General features: G+C 68.4%; 15 protein-coding genes and 1 other RNA gene. 11 read left to right on the top strand and 5 right to left on the bottom strand.

Annotation, left to right across the window (positions count from 1 at the left end; genetic code table 11):
* Positions 1-7 precede the first annotated feature (7 nt).
* The 5 genes from kdpA to DYQ94_RS07825 all read left to right on the top strand — a co-directional run bounded on the left by kdpA (position 8) and on the right by DYQ94_RS07825 (position 7,967).
* A complete protein-coding gene (gene kdpA / locus DYQ94_RS07845) occupies positions 8-1,822 on the top strand; it encodes a potassium-transporting ATPase subunit KdpA (RefSeq protein WP_126965291.1) in 1,815 nt (604 codons plus the stop codon).
* A gap of 11 nt (positions 1,823-1,833) precedes the next feature.
* Positions 1,834-3,882: a potassium-transporting ATPase subunit KdpB gene (kdpB, locus tag DYQ94_RS07840; RefSeq protein ID WP_024939439.1), complete on the top strand. Its 2,049-nt coding sequence runs from the start codon at positions 1,834-1,836 to the stop codon at positions 3,880-3,882.
* A gap of 3 nt (positions 3,883-3,885) precedes the next feature.
* Complete coding sequence (gene kdpC, locus DYQ94_RS07835) at positions 3,886-4,539, top strand: potassium-transporting ATPase subunit KdpC (RefSeq protein ID WP_126965292.1); 654 nt, start codon at positions 3,886-3,888, stop codon at positions 4,537-4,539.
* Positions 4,540-4,600: 61 nt separating this feature from the next.
* A complete protein-coding gene (locus DYQ94_RS07830; RefSeq protein ID WP_039523533.1) occupies positions 4,601-7,261 on the top strand; it encodes a DUF4118 domain-containing protein in 2,661 nt (886 codons plus the stop codon).
* The gene (locus DYQ94_RS07825) at positions 7,251-7,967 is read left to right on the top strand and encodes a response regulator (RefSeq protein ID WP_016903095.1); all 717 of its coding nucleotides are present in this window, start codon (positions 7,251-7,253) and stop codon (positions 7,965-7,967) included. The genes DYQ94_RS07830 and DYQ94_RS07825 overlap by 11 nt, the downstream gene beginning before the upstream one ends.
* Before the next feature lie 13 nt (positions 7,968-7,980).
* On the opposite strand, the gene DYQ94_RS07820 is transcribed toward DYQ94_RS07825, so the two are convergent.
* From DYQ94_RS07820 to DYQ94_RS07805, 4 genes are read right to left on the bottom strand one after another with little or no spacing between them, the layout of a single operon-like run.
* Positions 7,981-9,366, bottom strand: coding sequence for an FAD-binding oxidoreductase (locus tag DYQ94_RS07820; protein ID WP_126965294.1), 1,386 nt, complete (start codon positions 9,364-9,366; stop codon positions 7,981-7,983).
* On the bottom strand, positions 9,363-9,902 hold the full coding sequence (locus DYQ94_RS07815) for a metal-dependent hydrolase (protein WP_024939435.1): 540 nt from the start codon (positions 9,900-9,902) through the stop codon (positions 9,363-9,365). The genes DYQ94_RS07820 and DYQ94_RS07815 overlap by 4 nt, the downstream gene beginning before the upstream one ends.
* A 16-nt stretch (positions 9,903-9,918) precedes the next feature.
* Positions 9,919-10,287 carry a YraN family protein gene (locus DYQ94_RS07810; protein WP_046345708.1) on the bottom strand — a complete coding sequence of 123 codons (369 nt, stop codon included), beginning with the start codon at positions 10,285-10,287 and terminating at the stop codon, positions 9,919-9,921.
* Positions 10,288-10,291: 4 nt separating this feature from the next.
* Positions 10,292-12,022 carry a penicillin-binding protein activator gene (locus DYQ94_RS07805; protein WP_039530705.1) on the bottom strand — a complete coding sequence of 577 codons (1,731 nt, stop codon included), beginning with the start codon at positions 12,020-12,022 and terminating at the stop codon, positions 10,292-10,294.
* Positions 12,023-12,104: 82 nt separating this feature from the next.
* Between DYQ94_RS07805 and rsmI the strand changes: the two genes are divergently transcribed.
* Together rsmI and rnpB are read left to right on the top strand one after the other, a co-directional pair.
* The gene (gene rsmI / locus DYQ94_RS07800; RefSeq protein ID WP_039523544.1) at positions 12,105-12,926 is read left to right on the top strand and encodes a 16S rRNA (cytidine(1402)-2'-O)-methyltransferase; all 822 of its coding nucleotides are present in this window, start codon (positions 12,105-12,107) and stop codon (positions 12,924-12,926) included.
* 164 nt (positions 12,927-13,090) lie between these two features.
* Positions 13,091-13,520, top strand: an RNA gene (gene rnpB, locus DYQ94_RS07795) — RNase P RNA component class A.
* Between the two features lie 380 nt (positions 13,521-13,900).
* On the opposite strand, the gene DYQ94_RS07790 is transcribed toward rnpB, so the two are convergent.
* Positions 13,901-14,674, bottom strand: a complete 774-nt coding sequence (locus tag DYQ94_RS07790; RefSeq protein WP_126965295.1) for an NRDE family protein — start codon at positions 14,672-14,674, stop codon at positions 13,901-13,903.
* Between the two features lie 323 nt (positions 14,675-14,997).
* On the opposite strand from DYQ94_RS07790, the gene mraZ reads away from it, so the two are divergent.
* From mraZ to DYQ94_RS07770, 4 genes are all read left to right on the top strand, one after another.
* Positions 14,998-15,444: a division/cell wall cluster transcriptional repressor MraZ gene (gene mraZ / locus DYQ94_RS07785; protein ID WP_033006748.1), complete on the top strand. Its 447-nt coding sequence runs from the start codon at positions 14,998-15,000 to the stop codon at positions 15,442-15,444.
* A gap of 14 nt (positions 15,445-15,458) precedes the next feature.
* On the top strand, positions 15,459-16,502 hold the full coding sequence (gene rsmH, locus DYQ94_RS07780; RefSeq protein ID WP_160954919.1) for a 16S rRNA (cytosine(1402)-N(4))-methyltransferase RsmH: 1,044 nt from the start codon (positions 15,459-15,461) through the stop codon (positions 16,500-16,502).
* Positions 16,499-16,762 carry a cell division protein FtsL gene (gene ftsL / locus DYQ94_RS07775; RefSeq protein ID WP_005991913.1) on the top strand — a complete coding sequence of 88 codons (264 nt, stop codon included), beginning with the start codon at positions 16,499-16,501 and terminating at the stop codon, positions 16,760-16,762. Before rsmH ends, ftsL begins: the two co-directional genes overlap by 4 nt.
* 139 nt (positions 16,763-16,901) lie before the next feature.
* A complete protein-coding gene (locus DYQ94_RS07770) occupies positions 16,902-18,770 on the top strand; it encodes a peptidoglycan D,D-transpeptidase FtsI family protein (RefSeq protein ID WP_160954912.1) in 1,869 nt (622 codons plus the stop codon).
* The last annotated feature ends 7 nt before the right edge of the window (positions 18,771-18,777 follow it).

Here is an 18,777-nt window from a genome sequence, read left to right as displayed (position 1 = left end):
CGCTCCAATGATTGAAACTCTCCTTGTCTACGCGCTGGCCATCGTGCTGGCCTGGCCCCTGGGCCGCTACCTGGCAGCGGTGATGCGCGGCGCCCCGATGCGTGGCGACGTGCTGTTCGGCTGGATCGAACGGCCGTTGTATGCGTTGCTCGGTACCCGCCCGCAGCAGGGGATGTCGTGGCGTGGGTATGCGGTAGCGTTCCTGCTCAGCAACCTGGTTGTCGGCCTGCTCACCTGGGCAGTGTTCATGACCCAGGCGTGGCTGCCGTTCAACCCGGACGCCATCCCGAACATGCGTTGGGACACCGCGCTGCACACCATGGTGTCGTTCGTCACCAACACCAATCAGCAGCACTACTCGGGCCAGGCGCAATTGTCGTACCTGGCGCAGATGACCGGCATCGTCGGCCTGCAGGTGGTCACGCCGATGATGGGTCTGGCATTGGCGGTGGCAACCTTGCGCGCATTGTTCGGTGGGCGTGCCGTTGCAACTGTGTCCGACGCCTTGCCGGCATCCAATGCGACGGCCAGCGCCAAGCCACGGGTGGCCGGGCTGGAGGAGCCGGAGATCGTCACGCCGCGCCCGGGGCGGCAGCAGTCGGCTACCGGATTGGAGGCATTGCCGGACGCAGACGTCGGCAATTACTGGGCGGATGTGATCCGCGCCAGCGTGCGTGTGTTGCTGCCGCTGTGCCTGCTGTGGACCGTGCTGCTCGGCTGGCAGGGCGTGCCCTCCACGCTGCAGGGTGCGGCTACCGCCGCACCGCTGGACAGCAGCGCCGGCATGTTCAAGCAGACCATTCCGGTCGGGCCGGTTGCGGCGATGGTCGCCGTCAAGCAGCTCGGCACCAACGGTGGCGGCTGGTACGGCCCCAACAGTTCGGTGGCGCTGGAAAATCCCACGCCGCTGAGCAACCTGCTGGAGACCTTGGCACTGGTGCTGTTGCCGATGAGCGTGGTGTTCATGGTCGGCTATCTGACCGGGCGCAAGCGCCTCACCGCGCTGGTGTTCGGCACCATGCTGACGATGTCGGTCGCGTCCACCGCGCTGTTGCTGTGGTCCGAAGCGCATTCGGCCAGCGCCAGCTCGGCTGCCTTGATGGAAGGCAAGGAGGTGCGTGTCGGCGCAGATGCGTCTGCGTTGTGGGCGGCCTTGACCACGCAGACCTCCAACGGCTCGGTCAATGCGATGCACGATTCGCTGGCGCCGTTGAGCGGCCTGGTCACGCTGGTGGACATGCTGATCAACGCGATCTGGGGCGGCATCGGCTGCGGCCTGCAGCAGTTCGTGGTGTATCTGCTGCTGAGCGTGTTCCTGGCCGGTTTGATGACCGGGCGCACGCCGGAGTTGTTCGGCCGCAAGATCGAAGCGCGCGAGGTGCAGTTGCTTGCGCTGCTGATCCTGCTGCAGCCATTGGTGGTGCTGGGCTTCACCGCAGTGGCGCTGGCGGTGCCGGCATTTACCGCCAATTCCAATCCCGGCTTCCACGGCATCAGCCAGGTGTTCTACGAGTACACCTCGGCCTTTGCCAACAACGGCTCGGGTTTCGAAGGCCTGGGCGATGCGACGTACTGGTGGAACCTGAGTTGCTCGGCGGTGCTGGCACTGGGCCGCTATCCCGCGCTGATCCTGCCGCTGATGGTTGCCGCGCGCATGGCGGTGAAGCGGCGCGCGCCGGAATCGGCCGGCAGCCTGCAGGTCGAAACGCCAACCTTCGCGCTGACGCTGATGGCGATCGTGCTGGTGCTCACCGTGCTGCAGTTCATGCCGGCACTGGTGCTGGGTCCTATCGCTGAACACCTCGCCCTGGCGGCGTCCTGAGAGTTTGAGCAATGTCTACGATCGATACGACTGAAAAACGCGCGCGCGGTGACGCGGCGTTGTTCGACGCCGCCGTGCTGGTGGCGGCAATGCGCGCGGCCTTCCTCAAGTTGGCGCCGCGGCATCTGCTGCGCAGCCCGGTGATGGCGGTGGTGATGGGCGGCACGCTACTGGCGGCGGTGATCACCGCCAGCGGGTATGGCAATGCCGGGTTCGGCTGGGCGGTGACGGCGATCCTGTTCGTCACCGTACTGTTCGGCAATTTCGCCGAGGCCATCGCCGAGGCGCGCGGGCGTGGGCAGGCCGCATCGTTGCGCCGTGCGCGCAAGGATTTGGTCGCCCGCCGGGTGGAAACCGCACTTGGCGGCCGCGAGACCCGCGTGCCGGCGGCAGAGCTGCGCCCGGGCGACTACGTGATGGTGTCCGAAGGAGAATTCGTCCCGGCCGATGGCGAGATCGTGCGCGGCGTTGCAACGATCAATGAAGCGGCGGTCACCGGCGAATCGGCACCGGTACTGCGCGAGGCCGGCACCGATCGCAGTGGCGTGATCGGTGGAACGCGCGTGCTCTCCGACGAGATCGTGTTCAAGGTCACCGCCGAGCCGGGGCATAGTTTCCTGGATCGCATGATCGCCTTGGTGGAAGGCGCCAACCGGCAGAAGACGCCGAACGAAATCGCGCTGACCCTGCTGCTGGCGGCGATGACGCTGACCTTCCTGATCGTGGTGGCCTCGCTGCCGGCGATCGCCGGCTTCGTCGGCGTCACGCTGGACCCGCTGTTGCTGATCGCGCTGCTGGTGTGCCTGATCCCGACCACCATCGGCGGGCTGTTGCCGGCGATCGGCATCGCCGGCATGAACCGCGCGCTGTCTGCCAATGTGCTGGCCAAATCCGGCAAGGCGGTGGAAGTGGCCGGCGACGTGGACGTGCTGTTGCTCGACAAGACCGGCACCATCACCTACGGCGACCGGCAGGCCACCGCGTTCCATCCGCTGGCCGGCATCGACCGTACGCAGCTGCGCGATGCGGCAATGCTGGCCTCGCTGGCCGACCCGACACCGGAAGGCAAGTCCATCGTCAAGCTGGCACGCCAGCAGGGCGCGGTGGCGGTCGAGCCGGAGGGCGCGCATTTCATCGGCTTCACCGCGCAGACCCGCATGTCTGGCGTGGATCTGGCCGGGCGCAGCATCCGCAAGGGTGCCGGCGATGCGATCGTGGCCTATGTGCAGGCGCAGGGCGCCACGGTGTCGCCGGAATTGAACGGCCGCATCGAAGAAGTCGCGCGTGGCGGCGCCACCCCGCTGGTGGTGGCCGAAGGCCGGCATGTGCTGGGCGTGGTCGAGCTGAGCGATGTGGTCAAGCAAGGCATCAAGGAAAAGTTCGCGCAGCTGCGTGCGATGGGCATCAAGACGGTGATGATCACCGGCGACAACCCGCTCACGGCCGCCGCGATTGCCGCCGAAGCCGGCGTGGACGACTACATCGCCCAGGCGCGCCCGGAAGACAAGCTGGCCCGCATCCGTGCCGAGCAGGCCGGCGGGCGGCTGGTGGCGATGGTCGGCGACGGCACCAACGATGCGCCGGCGCTTGCCCAGGCCGACGTGGGCCTGGCGATGAACTCCGGCACGCAGGCGGCCAAGGAGGCCGGCAACATGGTCGATCTGGATTCGGATCCGGCCAAACTGCTGGCGGTGGTCGAAGTGGGCAAGCAGCAGCTGATCACGCGCGGTGCGTTGACCACGTTCTCGTTGGCCAACGATGTGTCCAAATATTTCGCGATCCTGCCGGCGCTGTTTGCCGCGGCGATTCCGTCGATGGCCGCGCTCAACGTGATGCAGTTGTCCAACCCGCGGCATGCGGTGCTGGCGGCGTTGATCTTCAATGCGCTGATCATCCCGGCATTGATTCCGCTGGCGTTGCGCGGCGTCCGCTTTCGTCCGTCCAGCGCCACGGCCCTGCTGCGCCGGAACATGCTGATGTACGGCGTGGGTGGCGTGTTGCTGCCGTTTGCCGCGATCAAGTTGATCGACCTGGCGCTTGTCGCCACTTTGGGGAACTGAGTCATGACGATTTCTTCGAAAGCCGGTCCGTCCACGGCGCAGCCGTTGCGCGACGATGGCGCCCTGCGCGGGGCGGTGATGCTGGCGTTGTTCATCCTGCTGGGCCTGGGCCTGAGCTATTCGCTGGTCGCCACTGGCATCACCGGCGCGCTGTTCCCCGCGCAGGCGCACGGCTCGCTGCTGCGCGATGACGCGCGCGTGGTGGGCTCGACCCTGGTGGCGCAGCCGTTTGCCAATGCGCGCTATTTCCAGCCACGCCCCTCGGCGGCCAAGTACGACCCGAGCGCGGCGGCCGGCAGCAACCAGGCGCGCTCCAATCCCGACCTGCAGAGCCGCATCGCCGCCACGCGCGCCGAGGTGGCTGCACGCGACGGCATCGCACCGGAGGCGGTCCCCGCCGAGCTGGTCACCCAATCCGGCAGTGGCCTGGATCCACACCTGAGCCCGGCCGGCGCACAGGTCCAGGTGCGCCGGGTCGCCGCCGCGCGCGGCTGGCCGGAACAGCGCGTGGCCGCGCTGGTAAGGGCCGCCACCGAACAGCCACAGTTCGGCCTGCTCGGGCAGCCGCGGGTGAATGTGCTGGCACTGAACCTGGCGCTGGATCGCGCGGGGAATGGGGAGTCGGGAATCGGGAATGGGCCAAGGCAACAGCACTAGAGCTGTCAGCTCGCGGTAGGCTGCACCAATCCTCAATCCCGCTTCCCCAATCCCGGCCTCCATGATTGACGCCCGCACCCAACAAGCCGACGCGCTGATCGGCGAACTGCAGCGCGAACATGGCGGGCGCCTGACCGTGTTTCTGGGCGCAGCGCCCGGGGTGGGCAAGACCTACGCCATGCTGTCGCGGGCGCGCGAGCGCCTGCGCCAGGGCATGGACGTGGTGGCCGGGGTGGTGGAAACCCATGGCCGCAGCGAGACCGCGGCACTGCTGGATGGCTTGCCGCTGCTGCCGCGCACCCGCATCAACTACCAGGGCCGGGAGCTGGAAGAACTCGACCTGGACGCGTTGCTGGCGCGCAAGCCGAAGCTGGCGCTGATCGACGAGCTGGCCCATCGCAACGTGCCGGGCAGCCGGCACGAGCGGCGCTGGCAGGACATCGTCGAACTGCTCGATGCCGGCATCGATGTCTACACCACGGTCAACATCCAGCACCTGGAAAGCCTCAACGACATCGTGCTGCGCATCACCGGCGTGCGCGTGTCCGAAACCGTGCCCGATGCGGTGTTCGACCGTTTGCGCGACATCGTGCTGGTGGACCTGCCGCCGCGCGAACTGATCGAGCGCCTGCAGCAGGGCAAGGTGTATCTGCCCGAGCAGGCGACACAGGCCTTGCAGGCGTTCTTTTCGCCTTCCAACCTTACCGCGCTACGCGAGCTGGCGATGCAGACCGCGGCCGACCGCGTCGACAGCGATCTGCGCGACACCCAGGCCGCACGCGGTTTGCCGGGCACTGCCGCCTTGCGCCGCCGCGTGGTGGTGGCCATCGATGGCCGTGGCAGCTCGGATTACCTGGTGCGGGTGGCGCGGCGGTTGTCCGAACGACGCGATGCACCGTGGACGGTGGTCACCGTGCAGACGCGCACCGTGGCCGACGCCGCCTGGCAGCTGGAGATCGACCGCGCCTTCGCACTGACACGCCGCCTGGGGGGCGATACCGCGCTGCTGCACGGCGCCAACGTCGCCGAGGCGTTGCTGGATTTCGCCGCGCAAAACGGCGTGTCCACGCTGGTGCTGGGGCGCACGCGCGAACGCCCGCTGGCGCGCATGTTCAACCGCACGCTGACCCAGCAACTGCTGCAGCGTGGCGCGCATTACGAACTGGTCATCGTCAGCTCCGCGGACGCGCGTGCACGCGCACGCCAGCGTTGGCGCAATCCGCGCCAGTGGCTGCAGCGTTACGACCTGGCCTTCGCGGCGATCGCCGCCGCTGCCGCGGTTGCAGTGGCGTGGGTGATCCAGCGCTGGACCGACATCGACGACCTGTCGATGGTGTTCATCGTCGCGGTGGTGCTGGTGGCCTCGCGCACGCGCATGGCCGCCGCGGTGATCGCCGCGCTGCTGAGTTTTGTCGCCTACAACTTCTTCTTCATCGAACCGCGCTTCACCCTGCACATCAGCGCGCGCCAGGGCGTGGTGACGGTATGCCTGTTCCTGATCGCCGCCCTGGTCGCCGGCCGCCTGGCCTCGCGCCTGCGCAGCCAGGTGCTGGCCTTGCGCGCTGCCAATGCGCATGCCAATGCGCTGCAGACGCTGGCCCGCGAGCTCAGCACCGCCGCCGACCTGGGGCAGGTGCTGGAAGCCGGCCGTCGCGCGCTGGCCACGGCCCTGGATGCCGAGGCCTGGTTGCGTCTGGAGCAGCGCGAAAGCGATGCACCGGCCAGCTTCGGTGCACTCGATCGCAGCGCGGCGGACTGGACCCAGCGCCACGGTCAGCCGGCCGGCCGCTTCACCGATACGCTGGCCGGTGCGCAGTGGTGGTGCCTGCCGGTGCGGCACGAACGCGGCAGCCTCGGGGTGGCCGCGCTGCGCTTCCGTCAGAGCGTGCAGCGGCCCGGCCTGGAGGAGCGTCGGCTGGCCGAAGCGATGGTGGAGGACATCGGCCAGGCGGCGCTGCGCACGCGCCTGGTCGCCGATCTGGAAGGAGCGCGTGTCAGTGGCGAAACCGAGCGCCTGCGCTCGGCATTGCTGTCCTCGGTCTCGCACGATCTGCGCTCGCCGCTGGCCTCGATGATCGGCTCGGCCAGCAGCCTGGCCAGCTACGGCGATGCGATGGACGCGCAGGACCGCCACAGCCTGCTCGACACCATCCAGCTCGAAGGCGAGCGGCTGGATCGCTACATCCAGAACCTGCTCGACATGACCCGGCTCGGCCACACCGGGCTGACCTTGAAGCGCGACTGGATCGGTGTGGACGAGCTGATCGGCTCGGCCACGCGGCGGCTGCAGCGCTACCAGCCGGCGGTGCGCCTGCAACTGGATCTGGCCGCCGACCTGCCGGCGATCTGGGTGCACCCGGCGCTGGTGGAACAGGCCATCTTCAACGTGCTGGAGAATGCGGCAAAATTTTCGCCAGCCGGTGTGGCCGTCACCGTGCAGGCACGGCTGCAGGCCGGCGCTCTGCAGATCGATATCGGCGACCAGGGTCCCGGCATTCCCGAGGACGAGCGTGCGCGCATTTTCGACATGTTCTACAGCGTGGAGCGTGGCGACCGCGGCCGTCATGGCACCGGGCTGGGCCTGACCATCTGCCAGGGCATGATCGGCGCGCATGGCGGCAGCGTGGAGGCGCTGGCCGGCGCCGATGGTCACGGCACCACGATCCGCATTACGCTGCCGTTGCTCGTTCCCGCCGCGCCACCTCGCCCCGATGCCGACTGACCCCACTGCCATCCCGCCTGCCCGCGTGCTGATCGTCGACGACGAGCCGCAGATCCGCCGCTTTCTCGACATCAGCCTGCGTGCGCAGGGCTACCGCGTGCTGCAGGCCGGCACCGCCGAGGAAGGCCTGGCCACGCTGGCCGGGCAGGGCGCCGAACTGGTGGTGCTGGACATCGGCCTGCCCGATCGCGACGGCCACGAGGTGCTGCGCGAGATCCGCCAGTGGTCCAACGTGCCGGTGATCATGCTCACCGTGCGCGCCGGCGAAACCGAAAAGGTCGCCGCGCTCGATGCCGGCGCCAACGATTACGTCACCAAGCCGTTCGGCGTGCAGGAACTGATGGCGCGCATCCGCGCACTGCTGCGCCAGGCCGGCGCCGGCAGCACGGTGGAAGAGAGCGTGTTCGACGACGGCCGCCTGCACATCCACCTGGGCCTGCGCGAGGTCACCCTCGATGGCGAAGCGGTGCCCTTGAGCCGCAAGGAATACGCCTTGCTCGCGCTGCTGCTCAAGCACGCCGGCCGCGTGGTCACCCAGCCGCAACTGCTGCGCGAGGTGTGGGGTCCCACCCATGAAGAAGACACCCATTACCTGCGCATCCTGGTCGGCAAACTGCGTCAGAAACTGCACGACGATGCTGCCGACCCGCATTACATCGTCACCGAACCGGGGGTGGGTTTGCGCTTTATCGGGGTGACGCGCTGAGGCGACAACGCCACTAGCGCGGTGGCAGCACCTTGCCCGGATTCAGGATCCCGTCCGGATCCAGCGCGGCCTTGATCGCGTGCATCGCCGCCAGCGTCGCTGCGCTGAAGGCCTGGGCCATGAAGTCGCGCTTGGCCACGCCGATGCCGTGCTCGCCGGAGAGTGTGCCTTCCAGCGACAGCACCAGTGCGAACAGACGCGGCAATGCGGCATGTGCGCGCGCGTCTTCGTCGGCATCGGCCGGGTCGTACATGATGTTGACGTGCAGGTTGCCGTTGCCGGCATGGCCGAAGGCCACGATCGGCAACGCGAATTCGGCGGCAAGCGCTTCCACGCCGGCCACCAGTTCGGGGATGCGCGAGACCGGCACCACCACGTCCTCGTTGATCTTGCCCGGCTTGATCGTGCGCAATGCCGGCGACAGCGCACGCCGCGCGGCCCACAACCTGTCGCGCGCGCTGCCATCGGCGGCCACGTCCAGGCTCACCACGCCCTCGCCATCGGCGGCATCGTGCAAGGCCTGCAATGCGTAGGGCAGGGTGTCGTGATCGCCATCGGCTTCGATCAGCAGCATCGCGCCGGCCTCGGGCACATCGCTGCCGTTGCGGCGCAGTAATGCGATCGCACTGGCATCCATGAATTCCAGCATCCTCGGCGTGGTCGGTTGCGCCATGATGCGCGACACCGCCGCCGCGGCGCTGGCCGCATCGCGATACAGCGCGCGCACGCCGGCTTGCGCGATCGCGCGCGGCGTCAGCTTCAAGGTCGCTTCGACGATGATCGCCAGGGTGCCTTCGCTGCCGACCAGCAGATGCGTCAGGTCGTAGCCGGTGGAATTCTTCGTGTACGCGCCGCCGCAGCGGATCACCTCGCCGGTGCCGGTCACAGCGACCAGGCCGAGCACGTTGTCGCGGGTGGCGCCGTATTTCACCGCGCGCGGGCCGCCGGCATTGGTGGCCAGGTTGCCGCCGACGCTGCAGATGTCCGCGCTGGACGGATCCGGCGGCCAGAACAGGCCATGCGGCTGCAAGGCCTGCTGCAATTGGCCGTTGAGCAGGCCCGGTTGCACGATGGCGCAGCGATCGGCCGGACGCAGCGCAAGGATGCGATCCATGCGTGCCATCGACATCACCACGCCGCCGGAAAACGGCACCGCCGCACCGGTGGTGCCGGTGCCGGCGCCGCGCGCGACGATCGGCACGCCATGCGCGCGGCAGGCCTGCACGATCGCCACCACATCCTCGGTATCGCCCGGCAAGGCGACGGCGGCGGGCAATGCCCAGCGGCGCGAATCGTCCTCGCCATAGCGGCGCCGCGCGTCGTCGCCGGTCAACCAGCCATCGGGGCCAAGCCGCGCGGCCAGTAACGCGGCCAAGGCAGTGGGAAGCACATCGGTCATGAAGTGTGATCCTGTGGTGCCGCGCGCTGGATGCATTTCCATCCCAGCACCGCGACGGTGAGCGGCAGCCAGACCCAGCGCAGCTCGGAGAGCAGCGTGGCAAGGCCGCGCGCATTGAAGAAACCGTTGGCGAAAGGCGACACGCGAATCGGCCGCCATGGCGCGAACCAGCGCGCCTCGCTCCAGGGCCAGGTCAGTGCAACGCCCAGGCCACCGGAGGTCATCGCATCCAGCAATGGATGCGATGCGGCGCAGACGAACAAGAACGCTGCTGCCTGCAGCGCGTCCGCACGCAACAGGCGATGCGCAACACCACCCAGCAGCGCGATCAGCCCGGCAAACAGCAACGAGTGGCTGGCACCGCGATGGCCGAACGCATCCGCATACGGAACATGCAACGCGAACGCCAGCACATCGGCATCGGGCAACATCGCCGCGACGATGCCGGCACCGAGCAGGCGCGGCGACAGGCGGCCGCGTTCACTGGCGCACCAGAGCGCCAGCGGCACCGCGGCATGGGTGATGATGGTCGGCATCGCGCGTGGGTCGTCGTCAGCAATCGTCGGCGCGGAAGGCGTCGCGGATCCAGTTCAGCACCACCGGCTCGCCGCTGGCTTCCACTACATCGAAGCGGCACGGCAAGGTCGCCAGCGCCGGGTGATAGGCAAGGAACAACTGCGCGGCCAGCACCAGCTTGCGGCGCTTGCGCGCATCCACCGATGCCGCGCCGCCGCCGAAGCGGTTGTCGCGGCGATAGCGCACTTCCACGAACACCAGTGCCTGGCCGTCGCGCATCACCAGATCCAGTTCGCCGCCGCGGTAGTTGGCATTGCCCACCACCAGCTGCAACCCGGCCTGCTCCAGCAGCGTGCGTGCGGCCGCTTCCACCGCCGCACCCCGCTGCTGGCGCGCTGCCGGCATGGCGTCAACGGCCGTCGGCGATCGGCACCGGGCGGCCACCGTTGAAGGTGGACCAGGCCGGGGTGCGCAGCACGTTGCCGAAGCCATCCAGATGCAGCGTGCCGGTGGCGCCACGCAGGCCGCCGTCGGTGCCGGTGGCGAGTTTTTCCAGATAGGCGCTGATCTTCCAGGCGTCGTAGCCGAACGCGAACAGGCGCGCGCCGGGTCCGCGTGCGCTGGGCAGCGTGCTGGCAACCTGGGTGGAGGCCGGCAGCCCGGACACGCCCAGCGCGGTCCAGGTTTCGCTGGGGTAGATGATGCCGTCCAGGGCCAGGTCGTCTTCGACCTTGCCGGTGCCGGCCACCAGCTGCGAGGTGCCCACGCGCGATTTGCCGGCGAATCCGCTCAAGGCCAGTTGCGGCGCCAGCGCGCGCGCGGTGTTGCCGCGCACCGCCAGGAATACCGCATCGGCAGCACCGTAGTTGCGCAGCTGCGCACCGATGTCGCCCGGTACCTCGGCCACGCTGATGCTGCCGGCGACGCTGCCGCCGCGTTCGGTGAAACGGTCGCGGAAGGCCTTGATGGTGCGCTTGCCGTTGTCGTCGCTGGTGCCGACGATCAGCACGTTGCGGCGCTCGCGCGAGAGCAGGTATTCGGCGGCCATGATGCCGTCGTCTTCCGGCGCCAGCGAGAAGCCGGCGCTGCCGCTGGGCGGTGCCTTGTTGTCGGTGGGGCGGTTGAGCGCCAGCACCGGCACTGCCAATTGGCCGCGCGCGAACACGGCGCTGACCTCGTCGCGACCCAGCGGGCCGACCACGTAGTCGACCCCGGCGCTCACCGCCTTGTCGTAGGCGGCATTGGCGCCGGCGGCAGTGCCGGCGGTATCGAAGAAGCGCAGTTCCGGGCGGCGGCGGGTTTCGGCGTAGTAACCGGCCAGCAGGCCGTCGCGCACCGGCGCCGAGGCGGTCGCCAGGCTGCCGCTGAGCGGCAGCAGCACGCCCAGCTTGACCGGCGGGCGGTAGCCGTCGCGTTCGGCCGGCGGGCGCTTGCTGGTGTCAAAGCCCCATTGCGCGTCGCGATCGAACGCGCGTGGCAGCGCCAGCCCGCGGCTGATCAAGGCGCGCCCGGCAAAGTTGTACAGCGGGTCGCCCGCCGGCAGCGCCGCAGTGCGGCCCTTCAGCGTGGCGTCGTCGAGTGCGGCGAGCAGGCGCACGATCGCGCGCTGGTTTTCGCTGCGCGGGGTGCCGGTCAGGCTGGCGTCGGCGCGTGCGCGGTCCGCGGCGGCCCCGAACAGGTCGCCGGTGCCTTCCAGTGCGGCGGCGCGTGCCAGCAGCCAGCGGGTCTGCAGCGGCTGCGGCAGGCCTTGCGGGCTGTCGCCCAGCGCCTGCAGCGCCTGCGCGGCCTGCTTGTCGATCACCGCCAGCTCGCCGGTCAGCAGCGCGAAGCGGGCGCGGTCTTCGCCGCTGAGATGGCGCGGGGTGACCTGCGCTAGCAGCGTGCGCGCACGCGCGTCATCGCCGGCGTCGTGCCAGCCGAATGCAGATGCGGCCAGCAGGCGGCTGCGCTGCGCACCGCTGGCGCTGGCCGCCTCGGCTTCCAGTTGCTGCGCCGCCTCGCGCGGCTTGCCCTGGTCCAGCAACGCCAGCGCCGCGCTCTGGGTCGGCGAGGCGGTCTGGGTCACGCTGCTGGTGGCGCAACCGGCGGCCAGCATCACCATCAGCGACAGGGCGGAGATCCTTGCAACACGCTTGTTCATTTCAGATCCATTGGACGGGGCCCGCCGGGGCGGACCGTTAAAAACGCTACGATTCTACCCTTTGCCCTACGGAATACCGTTGATGACCTCCCCCGGAACCCTGCACGTGGTCGCCACGCCGATCGGCAACCTGGCCGACCTGTCGCCGCGTGCGCAGGAGGTGCTGCGTGGCGTGGCCGCGATCTGCGCCGAAGACACCCGCCATACCCGCCAGCTGCTCGGCCATTTCGGCATCGACCGCCCGCTGCTGGCCCTGCACGACCACAACGAAGAGGCGATGTCCGAGCGCATCGTCGCGCGCCTGCGCGAGGGCGAGTCGCTGGCCATCGTCAGTGACGCCGGCACCCCGCTGGTCAGCGACCCCGGCTTCAAGCTGGTGCGCGCCGCCCGCGCGGCCGGGATCCGGGTCAGCCCGGTGCCGGGTGCCTGCGCCGCCATCGCCGCGCTCAGCGTGGCCGGCCTGCCCAGCGACCGTTTCGGCTTCGAGGGCTTTCTGCCGGCCAAAAGCGCCGCCCGCCGCGAGCGCCTGGCGCACCTGGCCGGCGAAACCCGCACCCTGGTGTTCTACGAGTCCTCGCACCGCATCGTCGAGTCGCTGGCCGACCTGCGCGGGGCCTTCGGCGACGAGCGCCCGGCGGTGATCGCCCGCGAGCTGACCAAGCTGTTCGAAACCGTGCTCGACGGCACCCTGGCCGAGCTGCAGGCCAGGGTCGAAGCCGACGACAACCAGCGCAAGGGCGAGTTCGTGGTGATGGTGCAGGGCGCCGCCGACGCCGCCGAAGGCCAGCTGGCCGAAGGCCGCCGCGTCTACGCCAAGCTGGCCGAACACCTGCCGCCGTCCACCGCCGCCAAGCTGGCCGCCGAGCTGACCGGTGCGCCGCGCAAGGCCTTGTATGGCGGCTAGGTGTGTTGTTGCAGGAGCACGTTGACATGCACCGGGATTTTTCTCGGTAAGGCCTCTCGCGCCCGGGTGCGCTCCTACGGGCAATTGCGGGCCTGCCGGCGATGGCGGGGCTGGCAGCGTTGCGCCGTTCTGCACGGTGGCGATAGCGTATAGTGCGCCCCGGCGGAGTCGGCCAGACAGTCGCGTCACTCGCAAGAGTGCCGAGGAAAGTCCGGGCTCCATAGGGCAAGGTGCCAGGTAACGCCTGGGCGGCGCAAGCCGACGGAAAGTGCAACAGAAAGATACCGCCTACGTCCCTCGTCACCCCTCTGCCGCCACTGAAGCGTGTCGGCGATGCATATAGGTATCGCCAAGTGCGTTCGGAGGCCGCAGAGGGGTGGCGAGGGGCCGGTAAGGGTGAAATGGTGCGGTAAGAGCGCACCGCGAGTCCGGTAACGGACCGGCACGGCAAACCCCACCTGGAGCAAGACCAAATAGGGATCCATTGGCGTGGCCCGCGCTGGATCCGGGTAGGTTGCTTGAGCGCTGCGGTGACGTAGCGCCTAGACGAATGACTGTCCACGACAGAACCCGGCTTACCGGCCGGCTCCGCCACCTTACTTTCGGGCGTTCGCCCTTCTCAACGCGGGGCCCCTCTGGGGGCCAGAACCTCCGCGGCTGTGTCGCTGCCTTCTTTGGGCGTTCGCCCCAAGACCACACCCACGCTTGGTACCGCCTTCGGTATTGCAAAACGCGGGCCCCGCTGCGGGCATGCCAGAACGCCCGCGGCTGTCTCGCTGCCTTCTTTGGGCGTTCGCCCCAAGAAGACACCCGCGCTTCGTACCGCCTTCGCCAGTACAAAACCCGGGCCCCGCTCCGGGCACGCCAGAACCCTGCGGCTGTCGCCGCGCCCCCTTGACTCAAGGGGGCTTGCACTTGGGTGCGTTGGTGGGCGCCTTGCCTTGGCTGCGATCACTGTGCGCTGGTTGCGGCAGTCATTGTCGACGCGTCCCGACGATGTCCAGCCGCGTTTCGCCCTGGAAGATCCCGGCGGGGCCGAAGCGGCGTTCGTGGATGAAGCCGCTGCCCTGGTGGTCCACCGCGACGATGGTGCTGGCGCGGGTGCCGTAGCTGGAGCCGTTGATGAAGGCGGCCGAGAGCAGGCGTTCGGTGGGCAGGTCCACGCCGGTGTGGGGCAGGGCGGCGTCGGGCGCGATGGCGGGGTTGCCCAGGGCGGTCCACAGCGGTTGCAGGTCGTCGCTGCCGGCGGCACACCAGTCGCGCAGGACTGCAGTCAGCGCGGCGGTCTTGGGCCAGTGCGCGTCCAGCGGGCCGTTGGACATGCCGTGGATGCCCGGCGCCAGCGTGCGTGCCAACGGCGGGTGGTTGCTGAGGTGTTCGCAGCGCTCGGCGTCGCACAGCAATAGATTGAATGGCGGGAATTCGTGCGCAGCCGCTGCCAGGTCGCCGGCGTACACGGCCCCGTCCAGGCTGCCGGCCAGGTAGTCGGCAATGAGATGTCCGCGCGAGCGGCCGGACGCGGTGGCGAGCGGGTCGCGCACATTGGTCACCACTGCGGCGCGGCCGTCGCTGCCCAACCCCACCCAGCTGCCGCCCGAGCGCAGGTCGCGGCCCGCCAGCACGCCGTCGGCGGGTGCCGGCCAGCGCGCCAGTGCAGCGGTCGGCCGGTCGTGGAATTCATCGCGGTTGCCCGCCAGCAGCAGGCGCCAACGCGGGTGGGTTTTCCAGGCAAGAGCGACCAGGCACATGGCGCCGATTGTCGCCTGTTTGCGCAACGACCATGTGCAGCTGGCGCAGTGTGAAGTGAGACTGCGGTCGGGTTTACATGGCCTTCACGCCCCTGAATTTTTGTTCAATCTCAAAATCTGAGATGAAACAGCAACTTGTGGATAACCTTTGAACAAGTCTCTAAAGAGTGCTGCAACTCATTGATGCGACTGGCGATTTGTGACCTTCAAAGTTGTTGACAACCTTTGACGCGCTGCTAAGGTGGGCAACGGAGGGAAAACCAGGTGTTTTGTGGTTTTTCGTGGTTCAATGATCCCCCAGCGGGTATTCGAGGTTGTATTCGGTGTTTCAGGGCGAGACTGCCATCACGGTGGACGACAAGGGGCGTATGGCGGTGCCAACCGCGTACCGCGACCTGGTCACGCGCGTGAGCGGCAATCGCCTGGTGCTCACCTACAACCCGTTCGAAGCCGGGTGCCTGTGGCTGTACGCGGAAAAGGAGTGGGAGCGGGTGCGTGACGATGTGATGTCCAAGCCCAATACCCAACGCGTGGTCCGCACGCTGCAGCAGAAACTGGTGGGTTCTTCCGCAGTGCTGGAGCTGGACGCCAATGGCCGTCTGAGCATCCCGGCCAGCCACCGCAATGCGGTCGGCATCGAGAAGAAGGCCGTGCTGCTGGGCATGGGCGACAAATTCGAACTCTGGAGCGAGCAGGCACATCGCGCACTGATCCAGCAGACATTGTCTGACGGGGATCTGGGCGATGAATTGCTCGATCTCAGGTTGTGAGCCGGGGTGCCCGGATGCGCGGTGAAGCGCAGCCCGGTCACCCGGTGTCGCAGCCACCGGCGGCCCATGTGCCGGTGCTGTACACGCAGGTTCTGGACGGCCTGCAGGTGATCGAAAACGGAACCTATCTCGATGGCACGTTCGGACGTGGCGGACACGCCCGTGGCGTGCTGCAACATCTTGGCCCGGGAGGTCGACTGCTGGTGATGGACAAGGACCCCGACGCGATTGCCGTGGCCGAACAGTCGTTCGGTGACGATGCGCGCGTGTCCATCCATCGCGGCAGCTTTGCCGGCCTCGGCCAGGTGGTCGCTGCGGCAACCGTCGACGGCATCCTGCTGGATCTGGGCGTGTCCTCGCCGCAGCTGGACGTGGCCGGGCGCGGTTTCAGTTTCGGCAAGGACGGCCCGCTGGACATGCGCATGGATCCGGACGCCGGCCAGAGCGCGGCCGAGTGGCTGGCGCATGCCAGCGACCGCGAGATCGCTGACGTGCTGTGGACCTATGGCGAAGAGCGCCAGAGCCGCCGCATCGCGCGCGCCATCGTGGCCCGCCGCGCCGAACAGCCGCTGCTGCGCACCGCGCAACTGGCCGAGCTGATCGCCTCGGTGATGCCGCGCGGCGACAGCAAGACCCATCCGGCCACGCGCAGCTTTCAGGCGATCCGCATCTACATCAACCGCGAGCTGGACGATCTGGAAGCCGGCCTGGACGCCGCCCTGGGCGCGCTCAAGCCCGGCGGCCGCCTGGCGGTGATCAGCTTCCATTCGCTGGAAGACCGCATCGTCAAGCAGTTCATGGCCCGCTACGCCAAGGCCCCGCCGAGCAACCGCCGCCTGCCCGAAGCGCAGCCGTTCGTGCCGACGCTGCAGCTGATCAGCGGCGCCATCAAGGCCGACGACGCCGAACTGAGCGTCAACCCGCGCGCCCGCAGCGCCGTGTTGCGGGTGGCTGAGAAGCTGGGATTCGGGAGTAGGGATTCGGGATTGGAAAAGCGCTCTGAGCGAATCTCGAATCCCGAATCCCCAATCCCGGCGTCTCAAGGAGACGCCGCATGAGCCGCCTGCTGCTCATCGTGCTGCTTGCCTGCAGCATCGCCTCGGCGATCGGGGTCGTGTACATGCGCCACATGCATCGCAAGCTGTTCGTGCAGTTGTCCAAGCTCGAGCACACGCGCGATGAATTGAATATCGAATTCGGCCGGCTGCAGCTGGAGCAGGCCACCTGGGCGGAAAGCAATCGCGTGGATCAGGTTGCGCGTGCGCGCATCGGGATGAAGTTCCCGGAGACCAACGACATCGTGGTGGTGCGCCCATGAGCGAACGCCAGGACAGCCGTTTTGCACGGCACAGCCGCCCGCAGGGTGGCGCACACACAGGTACGCCCATGACAAAACGGCAGGACAGCCGTTTTGCACGGCGTAGCCGCCCGCAGGGTGGCGCACACGGAGGTGCGCCATGAAGGCCGGCCGCAACCGCGCGCGCAGCAACTTCAACCTGCGTGGCCGCCTGACGCTGGTCGGCATCGCGCTGGGCCTGTGCTCGGTGACGCTGATCGGCCGGGCGGCGTTCGTGCAGCTGGTCAACCGCGATTTCTACCAGCGCCAGGGCGAAGCGCGCTATCTGCGCGAACTGCCGATCGCCACCTCGCGCGGCATGATCACCGACCGCAACGGCGAGCCGCTGGCAGTGTCCACGCCGGTGGAATCGATCTGGGTCAATCCGCAGGAACTGTTGCGCAACCCGGACCGCATCCCCGAGCTGGCCAAGGCGCTCGGCCAGCCGCTGGACGAGTTGAACGCCAAGCTGGCGCAGAAGGCCGGCAAGGAATTCATGTACCTGCAGCGCCGGATCAACCCGGACAAGGCACATGCCATTGTCGACCTGAAGATCCCTGGTGTGTTCTCGCAGCGCGAGTTCCGGCGCTTCTATCCGCAAGGCGAGGCGATGGCCCACGTGCTGGGCTTCACCAATATCGACGACCGCGGCCAGGAAGGCCTGGAGCTGGCCTTCGACGAATGGCTGCGCGGCAAGCCAGGCTCCAAGAAGGTGGTGCGCGATGCGCGCGGCGCGATCGTGGAGAGCGTGGATCTGGTACGTCCGGCGCAGCCGGGCAAGGACCTGACGCTGAGCATCGACCGCCGCATCCAGTTCCTGGCTTACAAGGAGCTGCGCAACGCACTGGTCGAAAACAATGCGGCCGGCGGTTCGATGGTGGTGATGGATGTGGCCACCGGCGAAGTGCTGGCGATGGTCAACCTGCCCACCTACAACCCCAACGCGGTCACCGGCATCAACCCGTCGGCGCGCCGCAACCGTGCGGTCACCGATCTGGTCGAGCCGGGCTCGACGATGAAGCCGCTGACCGTGGCCACCGCGCTGACCGCCGGTGTGGTGACCAAGGACACCGTCATCGACACCAACCCCGGCTACATGTCGGTGGGGCGCTTCACCATCCGCGATGTGCCGCGCAACAACGGCGTGCTCAACGTCACCGGCGTGATCACCCGCAGCTCCAACATCGGCGCGGCCAAGATCGCCGCCAAGGTGCCGGACCAGACCTTCTATCAGTCGATCCGCAACTTCGGTTACGGCGCTGCCCCGCACAGCGGTTTTCCCGGCGAATCGGCCGGCGTGGTGCTGCAGCCGGCGCGCTGGAGCGGCCCGTCCAAGACCACCATGTCCTACGGCTACGGCCTGTCGGTGACGCCGCTGCAGATCGCGCAGGCCTACGCCACGCTGGGCAACGGCGGCAAGCTGACCCCGCCGACCTTCGTGCGCGGCCAGCACAACGAAACCCGCCAGGTGGTCACTCCGGAAGTGGCGCGCCAGGTCATCGACATGATGGAAACCGTGGTCACCCAGGGCGGCGCCAAGGGCGCGGCGATCCTGGGCTATCACGTGGCCGGCAAGACCGGTACCGCGCGCAAGAACGGCGCCAACGGGTACGAGCGCGGGCATTACAACGCGCTGTTCGCCGGCCTGGTGCCGGCCACGCGGCCGCGCTTTGCCACCGTCATCGTGATCAACGATCCGCAGGGCAAGGTGTATTACGGCGGCCTGGTATCGGCGCCGGTGTTCCACAGGGTGATGGAAGGCGCGCTGCGGCTGATGGACGTGCCGCCGGACGACATCCAGTCGTGGCTGGCCGCGCAGGCCGCCGGCAAGACCGGGCAGCCGGTGGTCAAGCCGCAGCCGGCCGATCTGGACCCGGCGTTGGTGCCGGATCCGGTGGATGAAGTGTCTGCGGGTATTCCCACCGCACTCGCGCCGGCTACATTGCCCGCACCCGCCCAGCCTGCACCGTTGCAGGAGAGCCGCCAGTGAGCCGCAG

It is taken from the genome of Xanthomonas sp. LMG 8993, from assembly GCF_009835065.2.
In the GTDB taxonomy this organism is placed as follows: Bacteria; Pseudomonadota; Gammaproteobacteria; order Xanthomonadales; family Xanthomonadaceae; genus Xanthomonas; species Xanthomonas arboricola.
Note: the sequence above shows the minus strand (reverse complement) of the source record. Positions and strands in the feature narration are given on the sequence as shown.